We start from the raw sequence: 15,650 nt of genomic DNA on the forward strand, positions 1-15,650 counted from the left end.
CGGGCTGTCACTGGAATGTGATTCTACAGCTCGCCGATCCGGGCGCTCACTCTACTGGTCCCTAACCTGAGGAGGCGCAAGCCATGACCATCGAGGCTCGTATTCGCGAACTGGGTAATCGTCATCGCACCCTGGATGAGACCATCCAGAAGGAGCTTACCCGGCCGTCCACGGATCCGCTGCAGGTCAGGGCGCTGAAGCAGAAGAAGCTTCGGCTTAAGGAAGAGATCACCAGTCTGGAGGCGCGGGCCCACTAGCGGTCCACGACCTCCCGAAAACGACGACGGCCCCGGAGATCGCTCTCCGGGGCCGTTTTCGTCAATTGGGGCGGATCAGTCCTTGGTGCCGAACACCGAGGCGGCCGTTGGTTCGGCGGTCGGGCGTTGGCGGGCTTCCGGCACGAACTCGGGCTCGGCTTCGACTTCCTCGACCGGCTGGATGGTGCCGCCGCCCTTCTTCAGGTCGTCCTTGGCCTTCTTGTCGGCGGCCTTCTTGACGATTTCGTCCAGGGCCAGCTGGCCGACCAGGCCCAGGGTCACCGGGTCGACCGGCTTGATGTTGGCGCTGTTCCAGTGGGTGCGGTTGCGCACGCTCTCGATGGTCGACTTGGTCGTGCCCAGCATCTTGGCGATCTGGGCGTCGGTCACTTCCGGGTGATTGCGCACGAACCAGGCGATGGCGTCCGGACGGTCCTGGCGACGCGAGACCGGGGTGTATTTCGGCGCCGGCTTGGCCGACTTCAGCAGTTCGGCGTGGCGGCTGACGATGGCCTTCATGCGGTAGTTTTCGTCGGCCTGGGCCTTGTCCAGTTCCTCGCGCGTCAGCTGCCCGCCAGTGACCGGATCGACGCCGCGGATGTCGCGGGCCACGTCGCCGTCGGCGATGCCGCGGACTTCCAGCGGGTGCAGGCCGCAGAAGTCGGCGATCTGCTCGAAGCTGAGGGAGGTGTTGTCGACCAGCCAGACCGCAGTGGCCTTCGGCATAAGAATGTCGCTCATGGGGCGTTCGTCCCGGTGTTGTGGAGCCGCCGAATGAGGCTTCGGCTGGCGTTGGATACGACGGCGCCCGGCCTTTCGACCGGGCGCTTATGGTTTCGATATAGGCCTATTCGGGCGAAAAGAAAACGCCGACCGACAAAGACATACAGCAACGGTTCATGTGCTGTGGCGCAACCTTCGCGGTAATAGAGGCTTTCGCCTTTGGGAGAGGAGAACCACCATGTCCATTCTGCTTGGGGCCGCCATGGCCGCGGCACTGGCTTCCGGTCAGGACGTCACCGCTCAACGTGTCGCGCCGCGCGGCGGCTACAGCCGGTCCTGCACCGAGGCCTATACCAATCGCGGCCGGCTCTATGCCGACTGCCGCGACATGAGGGGCCAGATTCGCGGCACCTCGATCGAGCTGGCCCGCTGCGGCAACGAAGAAATCAACAACGACAACGGCCTGCTGGTCTGCGGCCGCTTCCGTGGCGATTATGAGGACAGGCAGCCCGGTCGTCCCGGCAACGGCGGCGGCTGGGGTGGTGGAAACGGCGGCGGCAATGGAGGCGGCTGGGGCCGGTCCTCGATCACCGTCTATACGGACTCCAACTATCGCGGCGCCTCGCGAGTCTTCACCAGTGAGGACCGTAATCTGGGCAATACCCCGTTCAACGACCGGATCAGTTCGATCCGCGTCCAGGGACGCTGGGAAGTCTGCACCAACGCCCAGTTCGGCGGTCGTTGCCGGATCATCGACGGCGATCAGCGGAACCTGGGCGGCGGCTTCAACGACAGTATCTCGTCGGTCCGCCCGGTCGGCGGTCGTCGCTAGGGCCAAATCAATCCTGGGGCCTGGTTCACTGCGTCGGTGGGATCGCGAACCGATTCCGCCGCCGATCAGGCCCTAGGCCGTCAGCACGAACTTGCCGACGTGATCGCCCGCCTCCAGCGCGCGGTGCGCGTCGGCGGCGCGCGCCAGGGGGAAGGTCGCCTGCACCGGTGGCCTGACCGCGCCTGACATGACCCACGGCCAGACCGTCGCCTCCACGGCGGCGGTCAGTCGGGCCTTTTCGTCCGCCGAACGACTGCGCAGGGTCGAGCCCGTAAGCACCAGCCGCTTCAGCATGATCCGCATCAGGTCGACCTCGACCTTCGATCCCGACAGAGAGGCGATGACCACCCAGCGTCCGCCGGGATTCAGCGCCTTCAGGTTCAGTTCGGCATAGTCGCGCCCGACCATGTCCAACACCACGTCTGCGCCGCCGGCCTCGGCGATGGCGGCCGCCAGATCATCGACACGCGCGTCCAGACTGACGTCCGCGCCCAGGGCCTTGGCCGCCGCCGTCTTTTCCGCCCCGCGCGAGGTGGCGATCACCTTGGCGCCGACCGCCCTGGCCATCTGTATGGCGGTGACTCCGATGCCGCTGGTTCCGCCGTGGATCAACAGGGTCTGGCCAGCCGCCAACCCGCCCGCCTCGAACACATTGGCGAAGACGGTGAAGACGGTTTCGGGCAGGACCGCCGCCTGGGCGTAGTCCAGTCCCTCGGGGATGGGCAGGACGTGACGGGCGTCGACCACGGCCCGGTCGGCATAGCCCCCGCCGCCCAGCAGGGCGCAGACCCGGTCGCCGACCGACCAGCGCGTGACGCCGTCCCCGATGCTCTCGATCTCGCCGGCGATCTCCAGGCCCAGCACGTCCGATGCGCCGGGAGGGGGAGGGTAGCCGCCGGTGCGCTGCAGCAGGTCGGGCCGGTTAATCCCGGCGGCGTGGATGCGGATGACGACCTGTCCGGCTTCGGCGACCGGGTCGGGCCGGTCGGCGATACGCAATGCTTCGGCCGGTCCTGAACCGCCCTCTATCTCGATGACCCGCATTTCGCCTCCGCTTGCAATCGTCCGTGTCCGGGCGTTCAGATAGGGGTTTCGGTCCTCCAGGACCACGACAGGACGAAGAAAGGCGACGACGATGTTCGAGGATATCGAGCCCCGCCCCCGGCGCGGAGAGGCCCTGACGGCCCTCGGTCGCGAGGATCTGGACGTCTATTCCATCGAGGATCTGGAGGAACGGATCGAGGCCCTGAACGCCGAGGTCGAACGGTCCCGCGGCGCCATCGAGGGCAAGAAGTCCAAAAAAAACGCCGCCGACGCCCTGTTCAACTTCGGCTCCTGATCGCGCGTGGGTCAAATCCGTGGCATGACGGTTGCAGTCCTGACGACAAAGGCCCCGCCTTGGGCCAAAGTCAGAACAAGCGTCCAATCCCGATGATGATGTCCACCATGACCCTGAGCGACACCCAGAGCACGGGCTCCACGGCCGACCGCGCCCGCACCGTGCAGGACTTCGCCCGCTCGGAGCTGTTCGACCGCACCTTCCGCGAAGGCATGGAACTGGTCGAGGAGACCGCCGCCTATCTGGACGGCGAGGGCCGCCGGGATTCCAAGATGCTGTCGCGCGCCGCCGCCCTGGCCTATGCGGCCGAGAGCATGAAACTGACCACCCGCCTGATGCAGATCGCCTCCTGGCTGCTGGTGCAGCGGGCCGTGCGCGAGAACGACATGACGCCGGAAGCCGCCTGCGAGCCGCGCTACCGTCTGAACGACCGCCGCATCGAGGCCGAGCCCAGCCACGCCGAACTGCCCATCGCCCTGGTCGAATATCTGGTCCGTTCCGAGAAACTGTTCGAACGCGCCCTGTATCTGGACCGCCGGATGTATCTGGACGCCCAGGAAGAGACGCCGGTGAATCCGGTGCTGAGCCAGCTCGGCATGCTGGAAGCCGCCTTCAAGGGCTGAAGTCATTTTCCCTTCTCCCGTTGGGAGAAGGTGGCCCGAAGGGCCGGATGAGGGTTCCGTCGGCGGGCCAGTTCGCACCGCCGGAACCCCATCCCTTTCGCGCAAGACCGATCGCTGACGCTCTCGGGCGCTCAAGCCCTCTCCCGGAGGGAGAGGGCCTTGGCTTGACTACGGCCCGACGTCGTTGACGTCGCGGCGGCCGTCGTCGACCGGCTTGGGCAGGCTGACGGCGATGCCCAGGGCCTGGGCCAACTTGTCGTCGCGGCCGTAGATGTCCTCGCGGAACGCCACCCGACCCTGACCATCGACGAAGGCCGTCCAGTACAACAGGCGCACCGAGATCTCGCGGCCGGTGGTGACGCGCGTGGTCTCGCGCGTGTCCTGGGCCGTGTCGAACTGGCTCAGCTTGGTCGGATCGGGCGACAGCAGCAGACGGGCGAACTCGACCGCGTTCTGCACCCGCACGCAGCCGTGGCTGCGCTGGCGCGTCGACAGGTTGAAGGCCGCCTTGGACGGCGTGTCATGCAGGAAGATGGCGTAGCTGTCGCGTAGCTCGAACTTCACATAGCCCAGGGCCGAACGCGGCCCGGCGCGCTGGATCACCGTGCCGTTCGACACATACATGTCGTTGGCGGCCAGATAGCCCGGTCCCTTGGGCAGGATTTCGCGGCGGGCGATCCCGGCGGGAACATACCAGGGCGGATTGGCCACGACCGACGCGAAGGGCTTCTCCAGGCTGGGTGTCTGGTTCTCGGCAGAGCCGACGACCACGCGGTTGGAGTGAACCGGCTTGCCGTCCTTCCAGTAGACCATGATGGCGGCGGCGGTGTTGACCTCGATCCGCTCGGGGGCCATTTCGCGCTTAAGCCAGCGGCGGCGTTCCAGGTTCAGGGCGATCTGGCGGGCGCGATCCTCGGCCGAGGCCGACAGGGACCGCTGGGTCCCCGTGCCGATGCGGCCGTCCGCGCCCAGGCCGTGACGGACCTGGAAGCCCTGAACCGCCGTCTGCAGTTCCGCGCCATAGGTCAGGCCCTGGGCCTTCAGACGCGACCCGTCCGCCGCCGTCAGGTCGCCCTCGGCCGTCAGCCGGTCGATCAGGGCCGGGATGCGGCGGTCGCTCATGTTCGGTTCGATGGTCGGCCCTGCCGCGAAGGCCGGCCAGCCGCCGCGCGCCGCAAGGCGGCGATAGCGGACATAGCCCGCCGACAGGTTCTGATAGCCGATATCGGTCGGGGCCAGGCCCTCGAACCAGTCCAGGAGGAGGTTGCGGGCCAAGGCGTCGCTCATGCCGCGCGGCAGATCCACGCGGTTCTTCTGCATTTCCCACAGGTCCTCGACCGTCTCGGGGCGAACCTTGCCCTCGGCCAGGATCCGGCCATAGGCCAGGGCCGCGGCCGTGGTCCGCAGGTCGGACGAGGCGGGATCGGCGGCTAAGCCCACGAAGTCGAAATAGTCGTTGGCGGCCAGGCCGTGGCGCTCGCTGCGGGCGGCGACGGCGTTCAGGGCGCGAATCCGCTCGGCGTTCCACACCGGGCGCCAGCCGTTCAGTTCATAGAAGGCGCGGACGTCGGCCTGCTGGGTTTGCGGCAGACGGGAAATCTGGTCGTTGAAGCTGTTGTAGAAGGCGGTCGCTTCCGGTCCGCGCTGCACATAGACCTGTTGCGCGCGCGCCGTAGAGGCGAGGGTCACGGCCGCCGTGGCGACGCCCAGACCCAGTTCCCGTCTATTCATAACCTGTCCGCTTCTCGATGACGCCGATTCCCGTGAATCGAAGCCTTGCTGTGCCATACCCCAACGCCGCTCACGTTACCGACGTTCCGGGCAAACAAAAAGCGCCGGTCCTGCGACCGGCGCTCTTATCCATCCGATTGCTGCGACATGTCGCAGCCAGGTCGCGCTTACTTCTTGATGAAGCCGGCGAACTTGTTGTTGAAGCGCGAAACGCGACCGCCGCGGTCCAGCAGGTGGGCGTTGCCGCCGGTCCAGGCCGGGTGCGTCGACGGGTCGATGTCGAGGGCCAGCTTGTCGCCTTCCTTCCCGTAGGTCGAACGGGTCTGGTAGGTGCTGCCGTCGGTCATCACCACGGTGATGAAGTGGTAGTCGGGATGGGTATCCGCCTTCATGGTCGTCGTCCGGTCTCTGGCGCGATGACGATGCCGACCGTCGCTGCGCATGAAATGAGAAACCCGCCAGAAATCCGGCGGGAATGAGGGGCGGCGTTTACACCGGGGGGCGTTCCGGGGCAAGAGGCGGGCGAAATGACCGATCAGACCGCCGCATCCGCCCGTCCCGCAACCCGCGCCTCGGGCGTCGCTCCGGTCGAGGGCCGTCCCAGCGCCGGCGCCCTGCTGGCCGACCAGATGTCCGAGGCGGGCGCCAAGCGCGCCAAGCGTCGCGACATCCGCCCCCTGGCCCGGCTGATTCCCTATGCCCTGCGGCACAAGGGGCATGCCCTGATGGCGGTCTTCTGGCTGCTGCTGTCCACGACGGCTTCCCTGGGGCTGACGGCCTTGGCGCGCGGGGCCATCGACCACGGCTTCGAGGCCGGCGGCGCCAATCTGAACCTGTGGTTCCTGCTGCTGGGCGCCAACGCCCTGTTCCTGGGTCTGGCCACCGCCGCCCGCTATTTCTACGTCACCCGCACGGGCGAGCGCGTCATCGCCGACGTGCGCAAGGGTCTGTTCGGCCGCATCCTGACCCTGGATCCCTCCTTCTACGCCCAGATGCGCACGGGCGAGGTGCTGTCGCGCCTGACCACGGACATCGCCCTGGTCGAGACGCTGATGACCACCTCGATTTCCTATGCGCTGCGCAACTTCCTGACCCTGATCGGCGGGGTGATCCTGTTGTTCTTCGTCAGCCCCAAGCTGACCGGCTTCGTCCTGCTGATCGTGCCCTTCCTGCTGGGGCCGATCTTCATCTTCGGCCGCAAGGTCAGGAAGCTGACCGTCGCGTCCCAGGACCGGTTCGCCAACGCCGTCGGCTTCGCCGGGGAGAGCGTGGACGCCATCGAGACGGTCCAGGCCTTCGGCCGCGAACAGAGCGCCATCGCCCGCTTCGGCGCGGCGGTCGAGGACGCCTTCTCCGCCTCGTTGACCCGGATGCGGGCGCGGGCCTGGATGACGGCCCTGATCATCGTCGTCATGTTCGGGGGCGTGACCCTGGTCCTGTGGCTGGGCGCCCAGGATGTCGTCGCCGGCGTCATGTCGCCCGGCGCTCTGCTGCAGTTCGTGCTGCTGTCGGTTTTCGCCGCCGGAGCCGTCGGCGCACTGGGCGAAAGCTGGGGGGACGTGCAGAAGGCCGCCGGCGCCATGGAGCGGATTGAGGAACTGATGCGGGCCGTGCCTGACATCGCCCCTCCGGCTCAGGCCACGGCCCTGCCGGCGCCGCCGCGCGGCGAGGTGTCGATGTCGGCTGTCGGCTTCGCCTATCCCGGCCGTCCGGACCTGCCGGCCCTGAAGGGCTTCAGTCTGACCGTGCGTCCGGGCGAGACGGTGGCTCTGGTCGGTCCGTCCGGCGCGGGCAAGTCCACCGTCTTCCGTCTGCTGCTGCGCTTCTACGACCCCCAGACCGGCGTGGTCTCGGTTGATGGCGTCGATGTGCGCCAGGCCGATCCCGTCGCCGTGCGCGACCGTTTCGCCTGGGTGTCGCAGGAGACGCCGCTGTTCTCGGGCTCGGCGCTCGAGAACATCCGTTTCGGCCGCGAGAACACCACCCTGGACGAAGCCCGCGCCGTCGCCGACAAAGCCCAGGCCCTGGCCTTCATCGACGCCTTGCCGGAAGGTTTCGACACCCCCCTGGGCGAGCGCGGCAAGAGCCTGTCGGGCGGCCAGCGTCAGCGTCTGGCCATCGCCCGCGCCCTGGTCCGCGACGCCCCCATCCTGTTGCTGGACGAAGCCACCAGCGCCCTGGACGCCGAGAGCGAACGCCTGGTCCAGGTCGCCCTCGATCAGGCGATGGAGGAACGCACCACCCTGGTCATCGCCCACCGCCTGGCCACCGTCCTGCGCGCCGATCGTATCGTCGTCATGGACGACGGTCGCGTGGTGGAGGAGGGGACGCACGAGCAACTGGTCGCCAAGGGCGGCCTCTACGCCCGGTTGGCCAAGCTGCAGTTCCGGGCCGACTGATGAGCCTGCTCTCTGCGCCGGACTTCGCCGAATGCTATGCGGCCTTCCTGGTCGCCGCCCACGCCGATTTCGACCGTGCGGCGATCGATCTGTTTCTCTAACGGACCGGTCTCGACTTCGACGGGCCGGACCCATTGGCCAAGAGCTGGCGGAGGTTCCGGCCGGCTGACTCCATCTGGACTCCATGAGGCCGGATGAAAATTGGTGAATTCAATAGATTACACGACTTGGGTTCGGTTCTTCTCGAGTCGCCTCTTCAGGCGGTGCATCTGTTTGATTTAGATGGAATTGTATAAAATCAATAACTTGCGGAAGATTTTCGGACAAGTCCGGGAAAGTCGCTGAAGATGGCGTCCACCCCCGCTTCAGCGAAGGCTGCGGCATAGCCGGTCATGTCGCCGTGGTCGGCGAGACCTTCGCCCCGTCGCCGCTCGGCGGGCAGGAAGGCGTTCTCGGCCCGCAGGGTCCAGACCACGACCTTCAGTCCCACGGCGTGGGCGTCGGCGACCAGGGCGCTGGGCTGGGTCGAACGCCCCTCTGCGTCGCGCGGCAGGACCAGGGTCGCTTCCGGCGCCACCCAGGCGGCATAGGTCGCCATCCGGGACAGACCGGCGGGCGCGATCATTTCGGCATAGGTCATGTCCGGGCGGTCGGCGGGCGAACCTGCGGAGTCCACCAGTTGGACCAGTGGCGCATCGATCCGCTTCGCCAGCCGCTCCAAAGGTCCGACCTCGAAACACTGGATCAATATGGGGCGTCGGCGCCGGTCAGGCCCAGTCGTTCCAACTGGGCGAAGAAGGCGTCTTCCATCGGCAGATCAACCGAAGCGAAATAGGTCGGGTGCTTAAGCTCGGGCGCGACCAGGATGGTGCGCCCGGTTCGGGCCGAGGCCTCGCGGGCGATGGCCACGACCTCGTCGAAGGTCAGGATGGGCTGTTGGCCGTCATAGGCGGTGTTGCCTCGTCGTACTTCCGGCAGGCGCTCGCGGGCGCGCAGCGTCTTCAGCTCGGCCAGGGTGAAGTCCTCGGTGAACCAGCCCGTGGTCTGGACGCCGTCGATGGTCTTGGTCGTCTTGCGGTCGGCGAACTCGGGGTGGCGGGCCACGTCGGTGGTGCCGCCGATCTCGTTCTCGTGCCGGTCGACGAAGACGCCGTCCTTGGTGAGAACCAGGTCCGGCTCGATCACGTCGGCGCCCTGTTCGACCGCCAGCTCATAGGCGGCGCGGGTGTGTTCCGGCCGTTCGCCGGAGGCCCCGCGGTGGGCGATGATCAGGGGCTGGGCCACGGCGGGCGTTCCGACGAGCAGGGCGAGGGCGGTGACGATGGCGCGGATCATGCCCTTTGGATAGGGCAGGGCGGCGACAAGCCTGTGACGCTTACGCCCCCTGCAGCACCTTGCGCAGCTGCGGGTGCAGTTCGCTGTTGGTCGCCAGCACCGACACGCCGGTCTTCGGATCGCCGTCCTCGTCGATGGTCGTGACCCGGCCGCCGGCCTCGGTGACGAACAGGATGCCTGCCGCCACGTCCCAGGGCTTCAGGTTGCGCTCGTAATAGGCGTCATAGCGGCCGGCCGCGACCCAGGCGAAGTCCAGGGCGGCCGAGCCCAGGCGGCGGATGCCCGCGACGCGCTGGCCGATGGCGTGGATGTCCTTGATGGCCTGGGCGTGGCCCGACTTGCCGATGAAGGGCAGGCCGGTGGCGATCAGGCTTTCCGACAGGTCGCGACGGCCGGCGACGCGGATCCGCTGGTCGTTCAGATAGCAGCCCTTGCCCTTTTCGGCCCAGAACAGCTCGTTCATGACGGGGTTGTAGGTCACGCCGGCTACGATCTCGGACGAGCCGTCCGGCGCGCGACGCTCCAGCCCCACCGTGATGGCGAAATGGGGCATGGCGTGCATGAAGTTGGTGGTGCCGTCGATCGGATCGACGATCCAGGTATGGGACTTGTCGGTCCCCTCGATCATGCCGCGTTCCTCACCCAGGAAGCCGTAGCCGGGGCGGGCCTTCATCAGCAGTTCGTAGAGGGTGTCTTCGGCCTTCAGATCGGCGGCGGTGACAAAGTCGCCGGGGCCCTTGCGCGACACCTGCAGCTGCGACACCTCGCCGAAGTCGCGGAGCATGGGGCGGGCGGTCTTGCGCACCGCGTCGAGCATGACTTGGAGCAGGGCGGAAGCGAGGGCCATCGGCGGATCTCCTGGTCCGCATGTCCTGAAAAGGCGCTCTGGCCCGGACATGCGGAGAAGTTCAAGAAAAGGAACCGGCCCCGACTGGAGCCGGCGGTAATCAGTCCGCGCGGCGGACGTATTCGCCGCTGGTCGTGTCGACGATGATGCGCTCTCCGGCCGACATGTACGGCGGGATCATGATGCGCACGCCGTTCGAGGCGATGGCGGGCTTGTAGGAGGACGAGGCCGTCTGACCCTTCACGGTCGGCTCGGTCTCGGCGACTTCCAGCACGACCTGATCGGGCAGTTCCAGGCCGATCGGACGCTCTTCGTGCATCTCGATGATGACCTTCATGCCCTCTTGCAGATAGGGGATGCGGTCTTCGCCGACCCAGTCCTTCTGCAGTTCGATCTGCTCGTAGGTGGCGTCGTCCATGAAGACCAGGCTGTCGCCGTTGTCGAACAGATAGGAGAAGTCCTTCTGTTCCAGGGTGACGCGCTCGACCTTGTCTTCCGAACGGAAGCGTTCGTTCAGCTTGTTGCCGGTCTCGAGGTTCTTGGCCTCGACGTTGGCGAAAGCGCCGCCCTTGCCGGGCTTGACGTGGCTGGCCTTGGTGACGACCCACAGGCCGCCGTTGTGCTGCAGGACCATGCCGGGCTTGATGGTGTTGCCGTTGATCTTCATGGGGTCACATCGGGAATGGGGTTGCGCTCACGCGCCCGAGCGGGGCGTGGCGAATAGGGCGCGATCCCTAGAGGAAGCCCCGCCAAAGGGCAAGGCGGCCGCTAGTGCAGCGTGCGCTCACGTGACGCCTCGTCCGCCTTGCGGTGCAGGAAGTTGCCCAGGCGCACGCCTGATCCGGTCGGGGCGGCCATCTTGCCCGCACCCTCGTCCAGCTTGCGGGCCTCGTGGGCGAAGGCCGCGGCGAGGCCGGCCGAGGACATGGCGGCCGCCACCTGTTTCCACATCGACGATGGGCGCAGGCCCAGCCAGACGGCGTTGACGGTCTGGGCCGCAGCCCACAGGGCCATGGCCGTGGTCCGTTCGCGACGCGGCGGCGCGTTCCAGACCCGCACGGCCGACAGGGTGGTGGCCGAGAAGACGGCGGGCAGGATCAGGCTGAAGGCCCCCTGCGGCTTCTCGGTGATCGGCATTTCCCGGTTGCGGACGTTCTTCAGGCTGCGTTTGGGCCTAAGCGCGCCCGAGGCGATGCCGGTGGCCAAGAGCGCGAACCCGGCCGTCAGGGCGATGCCGAGGGCCACATGCCCAGCGCTTCGGCCCTCGCTGTTGAGGAAGTCCGTGGCGGCGTCGCGCACGTCGTCGATGGCGTCGTCGATGTCGGTCATGGTGCGCTCCAGCCTGCCCTGTGAAATCTAATGAGCGGGGCCGGTCGCGGTTCCGTCACACATCGGTCTGCGGTTCGACCGGTTCGCGCTCGCTCGGGTCGAGGTCGTAGTCCAGCAGATCGCCGGGGCGGCACTCCAGTACGGCGCACAGCCGCGCAAGGGTGCTGAAGCGGATGCCCTTCACCTTGCCGGACCGGAACAGCGACAGTTGGGTCTCGCTGAGCCCGACCTGGGCGGCGATGTCGCGCGCCTTCAGGCCCTTCTTCACGATCAGGTCGTTCAACGTCACGCGGACGGGCATTCAGATCATCTCGTCCATCTCGGCCTGCACCAGGCCCGCCTGATCGATCACGCGACCGAGCAGGAACAGGGCGCCGCCGATCATCCCCAGGGTCATGCCGCCGACGTCGAAGTTCAGATAGCCGCCGTGCGTCTGTCCGACCAGTCGCAGCAGGTTCAGGGTGACAAAGACAGTCAGCAAGCCGCCGATTCCCAGGGCCAGCCCGACCTTGCGCAGGGCCGAGGCGAGGGTGGGTTGGATCAGCCGCCCCTGCGCCAGTTGTCCCATGGCCGCGCCGATCGACCACACCGCGAACAGATAGCAGGCGACAGGGGCGGTCCAGATGGCCGAGGCGATCATATCGGCGACGGGCCAGCGCCCACGTCCCATGGCCTGCAACACCAAGGGCCCGATCATATGTCCCAACGCCTGAATGAGGGCCACGCTGACGACCATGAAGATCGCCAGTGCGCGGTACTGCCGGCACAGCCGGTGGAAGCGGACGAGATCGGCGGCTGTCATAGCGAATCCGGTATGGAAAACCTGTCTTGTCTTTAATCTTGACTTAAAAATCATCTCCTCGCAACTTTATCTAAGAGGTAAACGATGGGGCGGCGAATGGCGGCGATCGAGACGGAGGGGCTGACGCGGGTCTTCGGGCGTCGGCGGGTGGTGGATGCAGTGTCGATGACGGTGCCGGACCGGGCGGTCTACGGCTTCCTGGGCCGCAACGGCGCCGGCAAGACCACGACGATGAAGATGCTGATCGGCCTGTTGCGCCCGACCGCCGGCGCGGCGCGGGTCTGCGGAGTCGATGTGGCGCGGGACCGGATGGGGGCGGCGCGCAGGATCGGCGCCCTGCTGGAGGCGCACGGCTTTTACATCCATCTGACGGGACGGGAGAACCTGGACCTGACGCGGCGCCTGCTGGGCCTGGCGCCGACCGAGATCGACCGGGTGCTGGAGGTCGTCGATATGGTTCGCGACGGTGGTCGGCGCGTCTCCGACTATTCACTGGGCATGCGCCAGAGGCTGGGCATCGCCCGGGCCATGCTGGGGGCGCCGCCGGTGCTGATGCTGGACGAGCCGACCAACGGGCTGGACCCGGACGGGATCGCCGACATGCGGCGCTTCCTGCGCGCCCTGCCGGAACGGGCGGGAGCGACGGTGCTGCTGTCCAGCCACCTGCTGGGCGAGATCGAGCAGACCGCCAGCCATGTCGGCATTCTTCACCAGGGGCGGCTGGTGGTGGAGGGTGATCTGGCCCGGCTCAAGGCCGAGCTGGCGCCCGAGATCGGCCTGAGGGTCGATGATCCCGGCCGGGCCCGGGCCGTTCTGCAAGGCCGTGATCTCACCCTGACGGAAGACGCCGAGGGGCTGGTGGCTCGACTGCGTCCCGGCGACGACCATGACGTCGTTTCCGCCGCCCTCAACCGGGATCTGATCGAGGCCGGGGTGTCGGTCTTCGCGCTCGCGCCGCGCGCCCGCTCTCTGGAGGGGATCTATCGCACCGCCTCCGCCGTCAAATCCCGCCGTCAGGAGACCGTCTGATGATCGCCGTGCTTTCCGTCGAGGTTCGCAAGCTGAACCGGTCCCTGGCCCTGCTGCTGGCCGTCGCGGCCCCGATGCTGATCGCCGTCTTCGCCTTCGCCATGTTGCTGCGATCAGGCAAGGCGTCCGAATGGGATATGTGGTTTGGCAGCGGTATAGGCATCTGGGCCTATTTCATGCTGCCGATGAGCGTCACGGCCCTGACGGCCCTGGTCGCCCACATGGAGCACGGCCCGCGCAGCTGGGACCATCTGCGCGCCCTGCCGGTCCCGCGCTGGACCCTCTATGCGTCCAAGGCTGTCTGCGTCATCGGCCTGGTCGGCCTGATGGGCCTCGCCGTTCTGGTTTTGACGGTGGGGGCGGTCGTCCTGGGCGGCCTGATCAAGCCTCAGGTCGCTGCAACCGGCGCGCTTGACCTGGCGGCCCATGCGCGGACCCTGGCGCTGATGACGGCGGCGGCGACCCTGATGATCGCCGTACAGTTCTGGACCGCAATGCGGTTCGCCAGTTTCGTACCCGGTCTGGTGCTGGGTATCGGCGGGACCTTCTTCGCCGTGGTCGCGACGGCGGCGAAACAGGGGGTCTTCATGCCCTGGCAGATACCGGTGAACATCCTGGCCCAGGAGGCCTGGCGCGCCCAGACCGCCCTGATGCTCGGCGGCGGCCTGGGTCTTGTCGTCCTCGCGGCGGTGGTGGTCCACCTGGCCCGCCGCGAGGTGGGATGAGACGGATCAGTTGCCGGTGGCGGCGCCGTCGGTGACGATTTCCTTCATGGCCGACTGCAGATAGTTCTGCGCGCCCATCAGCTCGATTAGCTTGTGCTGGTTTTCGAGGAAGTCGATGTGCTCCTCGGTGTCGGCCAGGATCTTCATCAGCAGGTCGCGGCTGACGTAGTCGCGGGTTTCCTCGCACTGGGTCACCGCAGCGGCCGTCGTGGCGCGGCTGTCGATTTCCAGCTGCAGGTCGGCGCCCAGGCATTCGATCGGATCCTCGCCGACCTTCAGCTTGTGCAGATCCTGCAGGTTGGGCAGGCCGTCCAGGAAGAGGATGCGCTTGATCAGCATGTCGGCGTGCTTCATCTCGCCGATCGATTCCTCGTAGATCACGTTGCCGAGGTGGGCCAGGCCCCAGCTCTCGAACATACGTGCGTGCAGGAAATACTGGTTCACTGCGGTCAGTTCGTTGGTCAGCACTGCATTGAGCGTGCGGATGATTGCGGGATCGCCCTTCATGGCCATGGTCCTTGGTCTCGCCACGGCGCGTTCGCCGTCTGTCGAGCGACGCAATACCACAGTAAAACCCGCGTTGTTTATTTGCGAGTTTTTATCACTACATTGATAGTGCGAATGATTTTTGGCCGCGAAGGGCGGGCCGGACTACTCGGCTGCGAGTGCGAAGGCTTCGCGACTGTCCTGGATCATCTGCCGCATCTCGCAGACGCACTTGGCGCATTGGGCCTGGCACTGATGGCTGGCGAAGATGTCGCGGGGACGGCAGGCGCCCGCCTCGATGGCCGAGGCCACATCACGCTTGCGAAGACCGTTGCAGTTGCAGACGTACACGAGTGTTCTACGCGGTTCACCGACTGAGAATGGTTCGCTATAGCACGGGTTAAGGCGATTGCAAGTCGTTCGCATGGCTTGACCGTAGCCTGGGGCGTTGACGAATGGTCGCGGGGAGGGGAGACCACGCCATGGCCAGAACCCCGACCGTTTCCGATCGCCCGCCCTGCCGGCTTTATCTGATCACTCCGCCTTCGATTCCCGACCTGGACGCCTTCGCCGCGATCCTGGACGAGGCTCTGGGCGCCGGCGACGTCGCAGCCCTGCAGGTCCGGCTCAAGCCCGCCGACGATGCGACCATCCGCGCGGCGGTGGAGGTCTTGGCGCCGATCGCGCGCAGGCATGATGTGGCCGTGCTGCTCAACGACCGGCCCGATCTGGCGAAGGCCACGGGCTGCGACGGGGTCCATATCGGTCAGGAGGACGGCTCTCTGGCCGAGGCGCGACGGACCATGGGGCCGGACGCCATGATCGGCGTCACCTGCCATGACGACCGCGACCTGGCCTGGGATGCGGCGGAGGGGGGCGCCGACTATGTCGCCTTCGGCGCCTTTTATCCGACCAGCACCAAGGAGACCGTTCATCGACCGCCGCTGGACATCCTCACGGTCTGGCAGGAGACGGTCGAGGTTCCCTGCGTCGCCATCGGTGGAATCACCATCGATACGGCGGCCGAGGTCGCCCGTGCGGGCGCTGACTTCGTCGCCGTCAGCGGTGGCGTCTGGTCCTGCGACGAAGGTGCAGCTGCGGCGGTCAGGGCGTTCAATCATAAGTTGAATATTTAGCGCGGCCGCATATTTCAGGGGATATTAGGAACCCCGTGGTCTGATCGTGGCGAGTTG

The 15,650-nt window shown here is 66.9% G+C and carries 19 protein-coding genes and 1 pseudogene; 8 read left to right on the plus strand and 12 right to left on the minus strand.

Annotation, left to right across the window (positions count from 1 at the left end):
* The first annotated feature begins 83 nt into the window (after positions 1–83).
* Positions 84–257 carry a YdcH family protein gene (locus ACIQ1T_RS13585; RefSeq protein WP_183194900.1) on the plus strand — a complete coding sequence of 58 codons (174 nt, stop codon included), beginning with the start codon at positions 84–86 and terminating at the stop codon, positions 255–257.
* Between the two features lie 75 nt (positions 258–332).
* On the opposite strand, the gene ACIQ1T_RS13590 is transcribed toward ACIQ1T_RS13585, so the two are convergent.
* Positions 333–998 (minus strand): DUF1013 domain-containing protein, encoded by a 666-nt coding sequence (locus tag ACIQ1T_RS13590; protein ID WP_395945095.1) that lies wholly within the window; start codon positions 996–998, stop codon positions 333–335.
* Between the two features lie 220 nt (positions 999–1,218).
* On the opposite strand from ACIQ1T_RS13590, the gene ACIQ1T_RS13595 reads away from it, so the two are divergent.
* A complete protein-coding gene (locus ACIQ1T_RS13595) occupies positions 1,219–1,812 on the plus strand; it encodes a beta/gamma crystallin-related protein (protein WP_395945096.1) in 594 nt (197 codons plus the stop codon).
* A 72-nt stretch (positions 1,813–1,884) separates the two neighbouring features.
* Here the strand turns inward: ACIQ1T_RS13595 and ACIQ1T_RS13600 are convergent, their stop codons facing one another.
* Complete coding sequence (locus tag ACIQ1T_RS13600) at positions 1,885–2,856, minus strand: NAD(P)H-quinone oxidoreductase (protein ID WP_395945097.1); 972 nt, start codon at positions 2,854–2,856, stop codon at positions 1,885–1,887.
* 91 nt (positions 2,857–2,947) lie between these two features.
* Here ACIQ1T_RS13600 and ACIQ1T_RS13605 point away from each other — a divergent pair, with 91 nt between their 5' ends.
* On the plus strand, positions 2,948–3,151 hold the full coding sequence (locus ACIQ1T_RS13605; protein WP_395945098.1) for a DUF1192 domain-containing protein: 204 nt from the start codon (positions 2,948–2,950) through the stop codon (positions 3,149–3,151).
* A 107-nt stretch (positions 3,152–3,258) separates the two neighbouring features.
* A complete protein-coding gene (locus ACIQ1T_RS13610) occupies positions 3,259–3,774 on the plus strand; it encodes a DUF1465 family protein (protein WP_395945099.1) in 516 nt (171 codons plus the stop codon).
* 168 nt (positions 3,775–3,942) lie between these two features.
* Here the strand turns inward: ACIQ1T_RS13610 and ACIQ1T_RS13615 are convergent, their stop codons facing one another.
* Both ACIQ1T_RS13615 and rpmE read right to left on the minus strand, forming a co-directional pair.
* Complete coding sequence (locus tag ACIQ1T_RS13615) at positions 3,943–5,505, minus strand: murein L,D-transpeptidase (protein ID WP_395945100.1); 1,563 nt, start codon at positions 5,503–5,505, stop codon at positions 3,943–3,945.
* 167 nt (positions 5,506–5,672) lie between these two features.
* A complete protein-coding gene (gene rpmE, locus ACIQ1T_RS13620; protein WP_395945101.1) occupies positions 5,673–5,897 on the minus strand; it encodes a 50S ribosomal protein L31 in 225 nt (74 codons plus the stop codon).
* A 135-nt stretch (positions 5,898–6,032) separates the two neighbouring features.
* Here rpmE and ACIQ1T_RS13625 point away from each other — a divergent pair, with 135 nt between their 5' ends.
* Positions 6,033–7,904, plus strand: a complete 1,872-nt coding sequence (locus ACIQ1T_RS13625; RefSeq protein WP_395945102.1) for an ABC transporter transmembrane domain-containing protein — start codon at positions 6,033–6,035, stop codon at positions 7,902–7,904.
* Between the two features lie 298 nt (positions 7,905–8,202).
* On the opposite strand, the pseudogene ACIQ1T_RS13630 reads toward ACIQ1T_RS13625, so the two are convergent.
* From ACIQ1T_RS13630 to ACIQ1T_RS13655, 6 genes and pseudogenes are all read right to left on the minus strand, one after another.
* Positions 8,203–9,239, minus strand: a pseudogene (locus ACIQ1T_RS13630) (glycerophosphodiester phosphodiesterase).
* 40 nt (positions 9,240–9,279) lie between these two features.
* Positions 9,280–10,086 carry an inositol monophosphatase family protein gene (locus ACIQ1T_RS13635; RefSeq protein WP_395945103.1) on the minus strand — a complete coding sequence of 269 codons (807 nt, stop codon included), beginning with the start codon at positions 10,084–10,086 and terminating at the stop codon, positions 9,280–9,282.
* A 100-nt stretch (positions 10,087–10,186) separates the two neighbouring features.
* Positions 10,187–10,753, minus strand: coding sequence for an elongation factor P (gene efp / locus ACIQ1T_RS13640; protein WP_271164748.1), 567 nt, complete (start codon positions 10,751–10,753; stop codon positions 10,187–10,189).
* 101 nt (positions 10,754–10,854) lie between these two features.
* A complete protein-coding gene (locus ACIQ1T_RS13645) occupies positions 10,855–11,415 on the minus strand; it encodes a tryptophan-rich sensory protein (protein ID WP_395945104.1) in 561 nt (186 codons plus the stop codon).
* Between the two features lie 55 nt (positions 11,416–11,470).
* Positions 11,471–11,716, minus strand: a complete 246-nt coding sequence (locus ACIQ1T_RS13650; RefSeq protein ID WP_395945105.1) for a helix-turn-helix domain-containing protein — start codon at positions 11,714–11,716, stop codon at positions 11,471–11,473.
* On the minus strand, positions 11,717–12,217 hold the full coding sequence (locus ACIQ1T_RS13655; RefSeq protein WP_395945106.1) for a DUF2975 domain-containing protein: 501 nt from the start codon (positions 12,215–12,217) through the stop codon (positions 11,717–11,719). It abuts the gene before it with no gap.
* A gap of 84 nt (positions 12,218–12,301) precedes the next feature.
* Here ACIQ1T_RS13655 and ACIQ1T_RS13660 point away from each other — a divergent pair, with 84 nt between their 5' ends.
* Both ACIQ1T_RS13660 and ACIQ1T_RS13665 read left to right on the plus strand, forming a co-directional pair.
* Positions 12,302–13,246, plus strand: coding sequence for an ABC transporter ATP-binding protein (locus tag ACIQ1T_RS13660; protein WP_395945107.1), 945 nt, complete (start codon positions 12,302–12,304; stop codon positions 13,244–13,246).
* Complete coding sequence (locus tag ACIQ1T_RS13665) at positions 13,246–13,971, plus strand: ABC transporter permease (protein WP_395945108.1); 726 nt, start codon at positions 13,246–13,248, stop codon at positions 13,969–13,971. Before ACIQ1T_RS13660 ends, ACIQ1T_RS13665 begins: the two co-directional genes overlap by 1 nt.
* Before the next feature lie 6 nt (positions 13,972–13,977).
* Here the strand turns inward: ACIQ1T_RS13665 and bfr are convergent, their stop codons facing one another.
* The gene (gene bfr / locus ACIQ1T_RS13670; protein ID WP_395945109.1) at positions 13,978–14,478 is read right to left on the minus strand and encodes a bacterioferritin; all 501 of its coding nucleotides are present in this window, start codon (positions 14,476–14,478) and stop codon (positions 13,978–13,980) included.
* Between the two features lie 144 nt (positions 14,479–14,622).
* Positions 14,623–14,808, minus strand: a complete 186-nt coding sequence (locus tag ACIQ1T_RS13675) for a bacterioferritin-associated ferredoxin (RefSeq protein WP_395945110.1) — start codon at positions 14,806–14,808, stop codon at positions 14,623–14,625.
* A gap of 131 nt (positions 14,809–14,939) precedes the next feature.
* Here ACIQ1T_RS13675 and thiE point away from each other — a divergent pair, with 131 nt between their 5' ends.
* Positions 14,940–15,593 (plus strand): thiamine phosphate synthase, encoded by a 654-nt coding sequence (gene thiE, locus ACIQ1T_RS13680; protein WP_395945111.1) that lies wholly within the window; start codon positions 14,940–14,942, stop codon positions 15,591–15,593.
* Positions 15,594–15,650: the final 57 nt, after the last annotated feature.

The sequence above is a fragment of the Brevundimonas sp. genome, assembly GCF_044336875.1.
In the GTDB taxonomy this organism is placed as follows: domain Bacteria; phylum Pseudomonadota; class Alphaproteobacteria; order Caulobacterales; family Caulobacteraceae; genus Brevundimonas.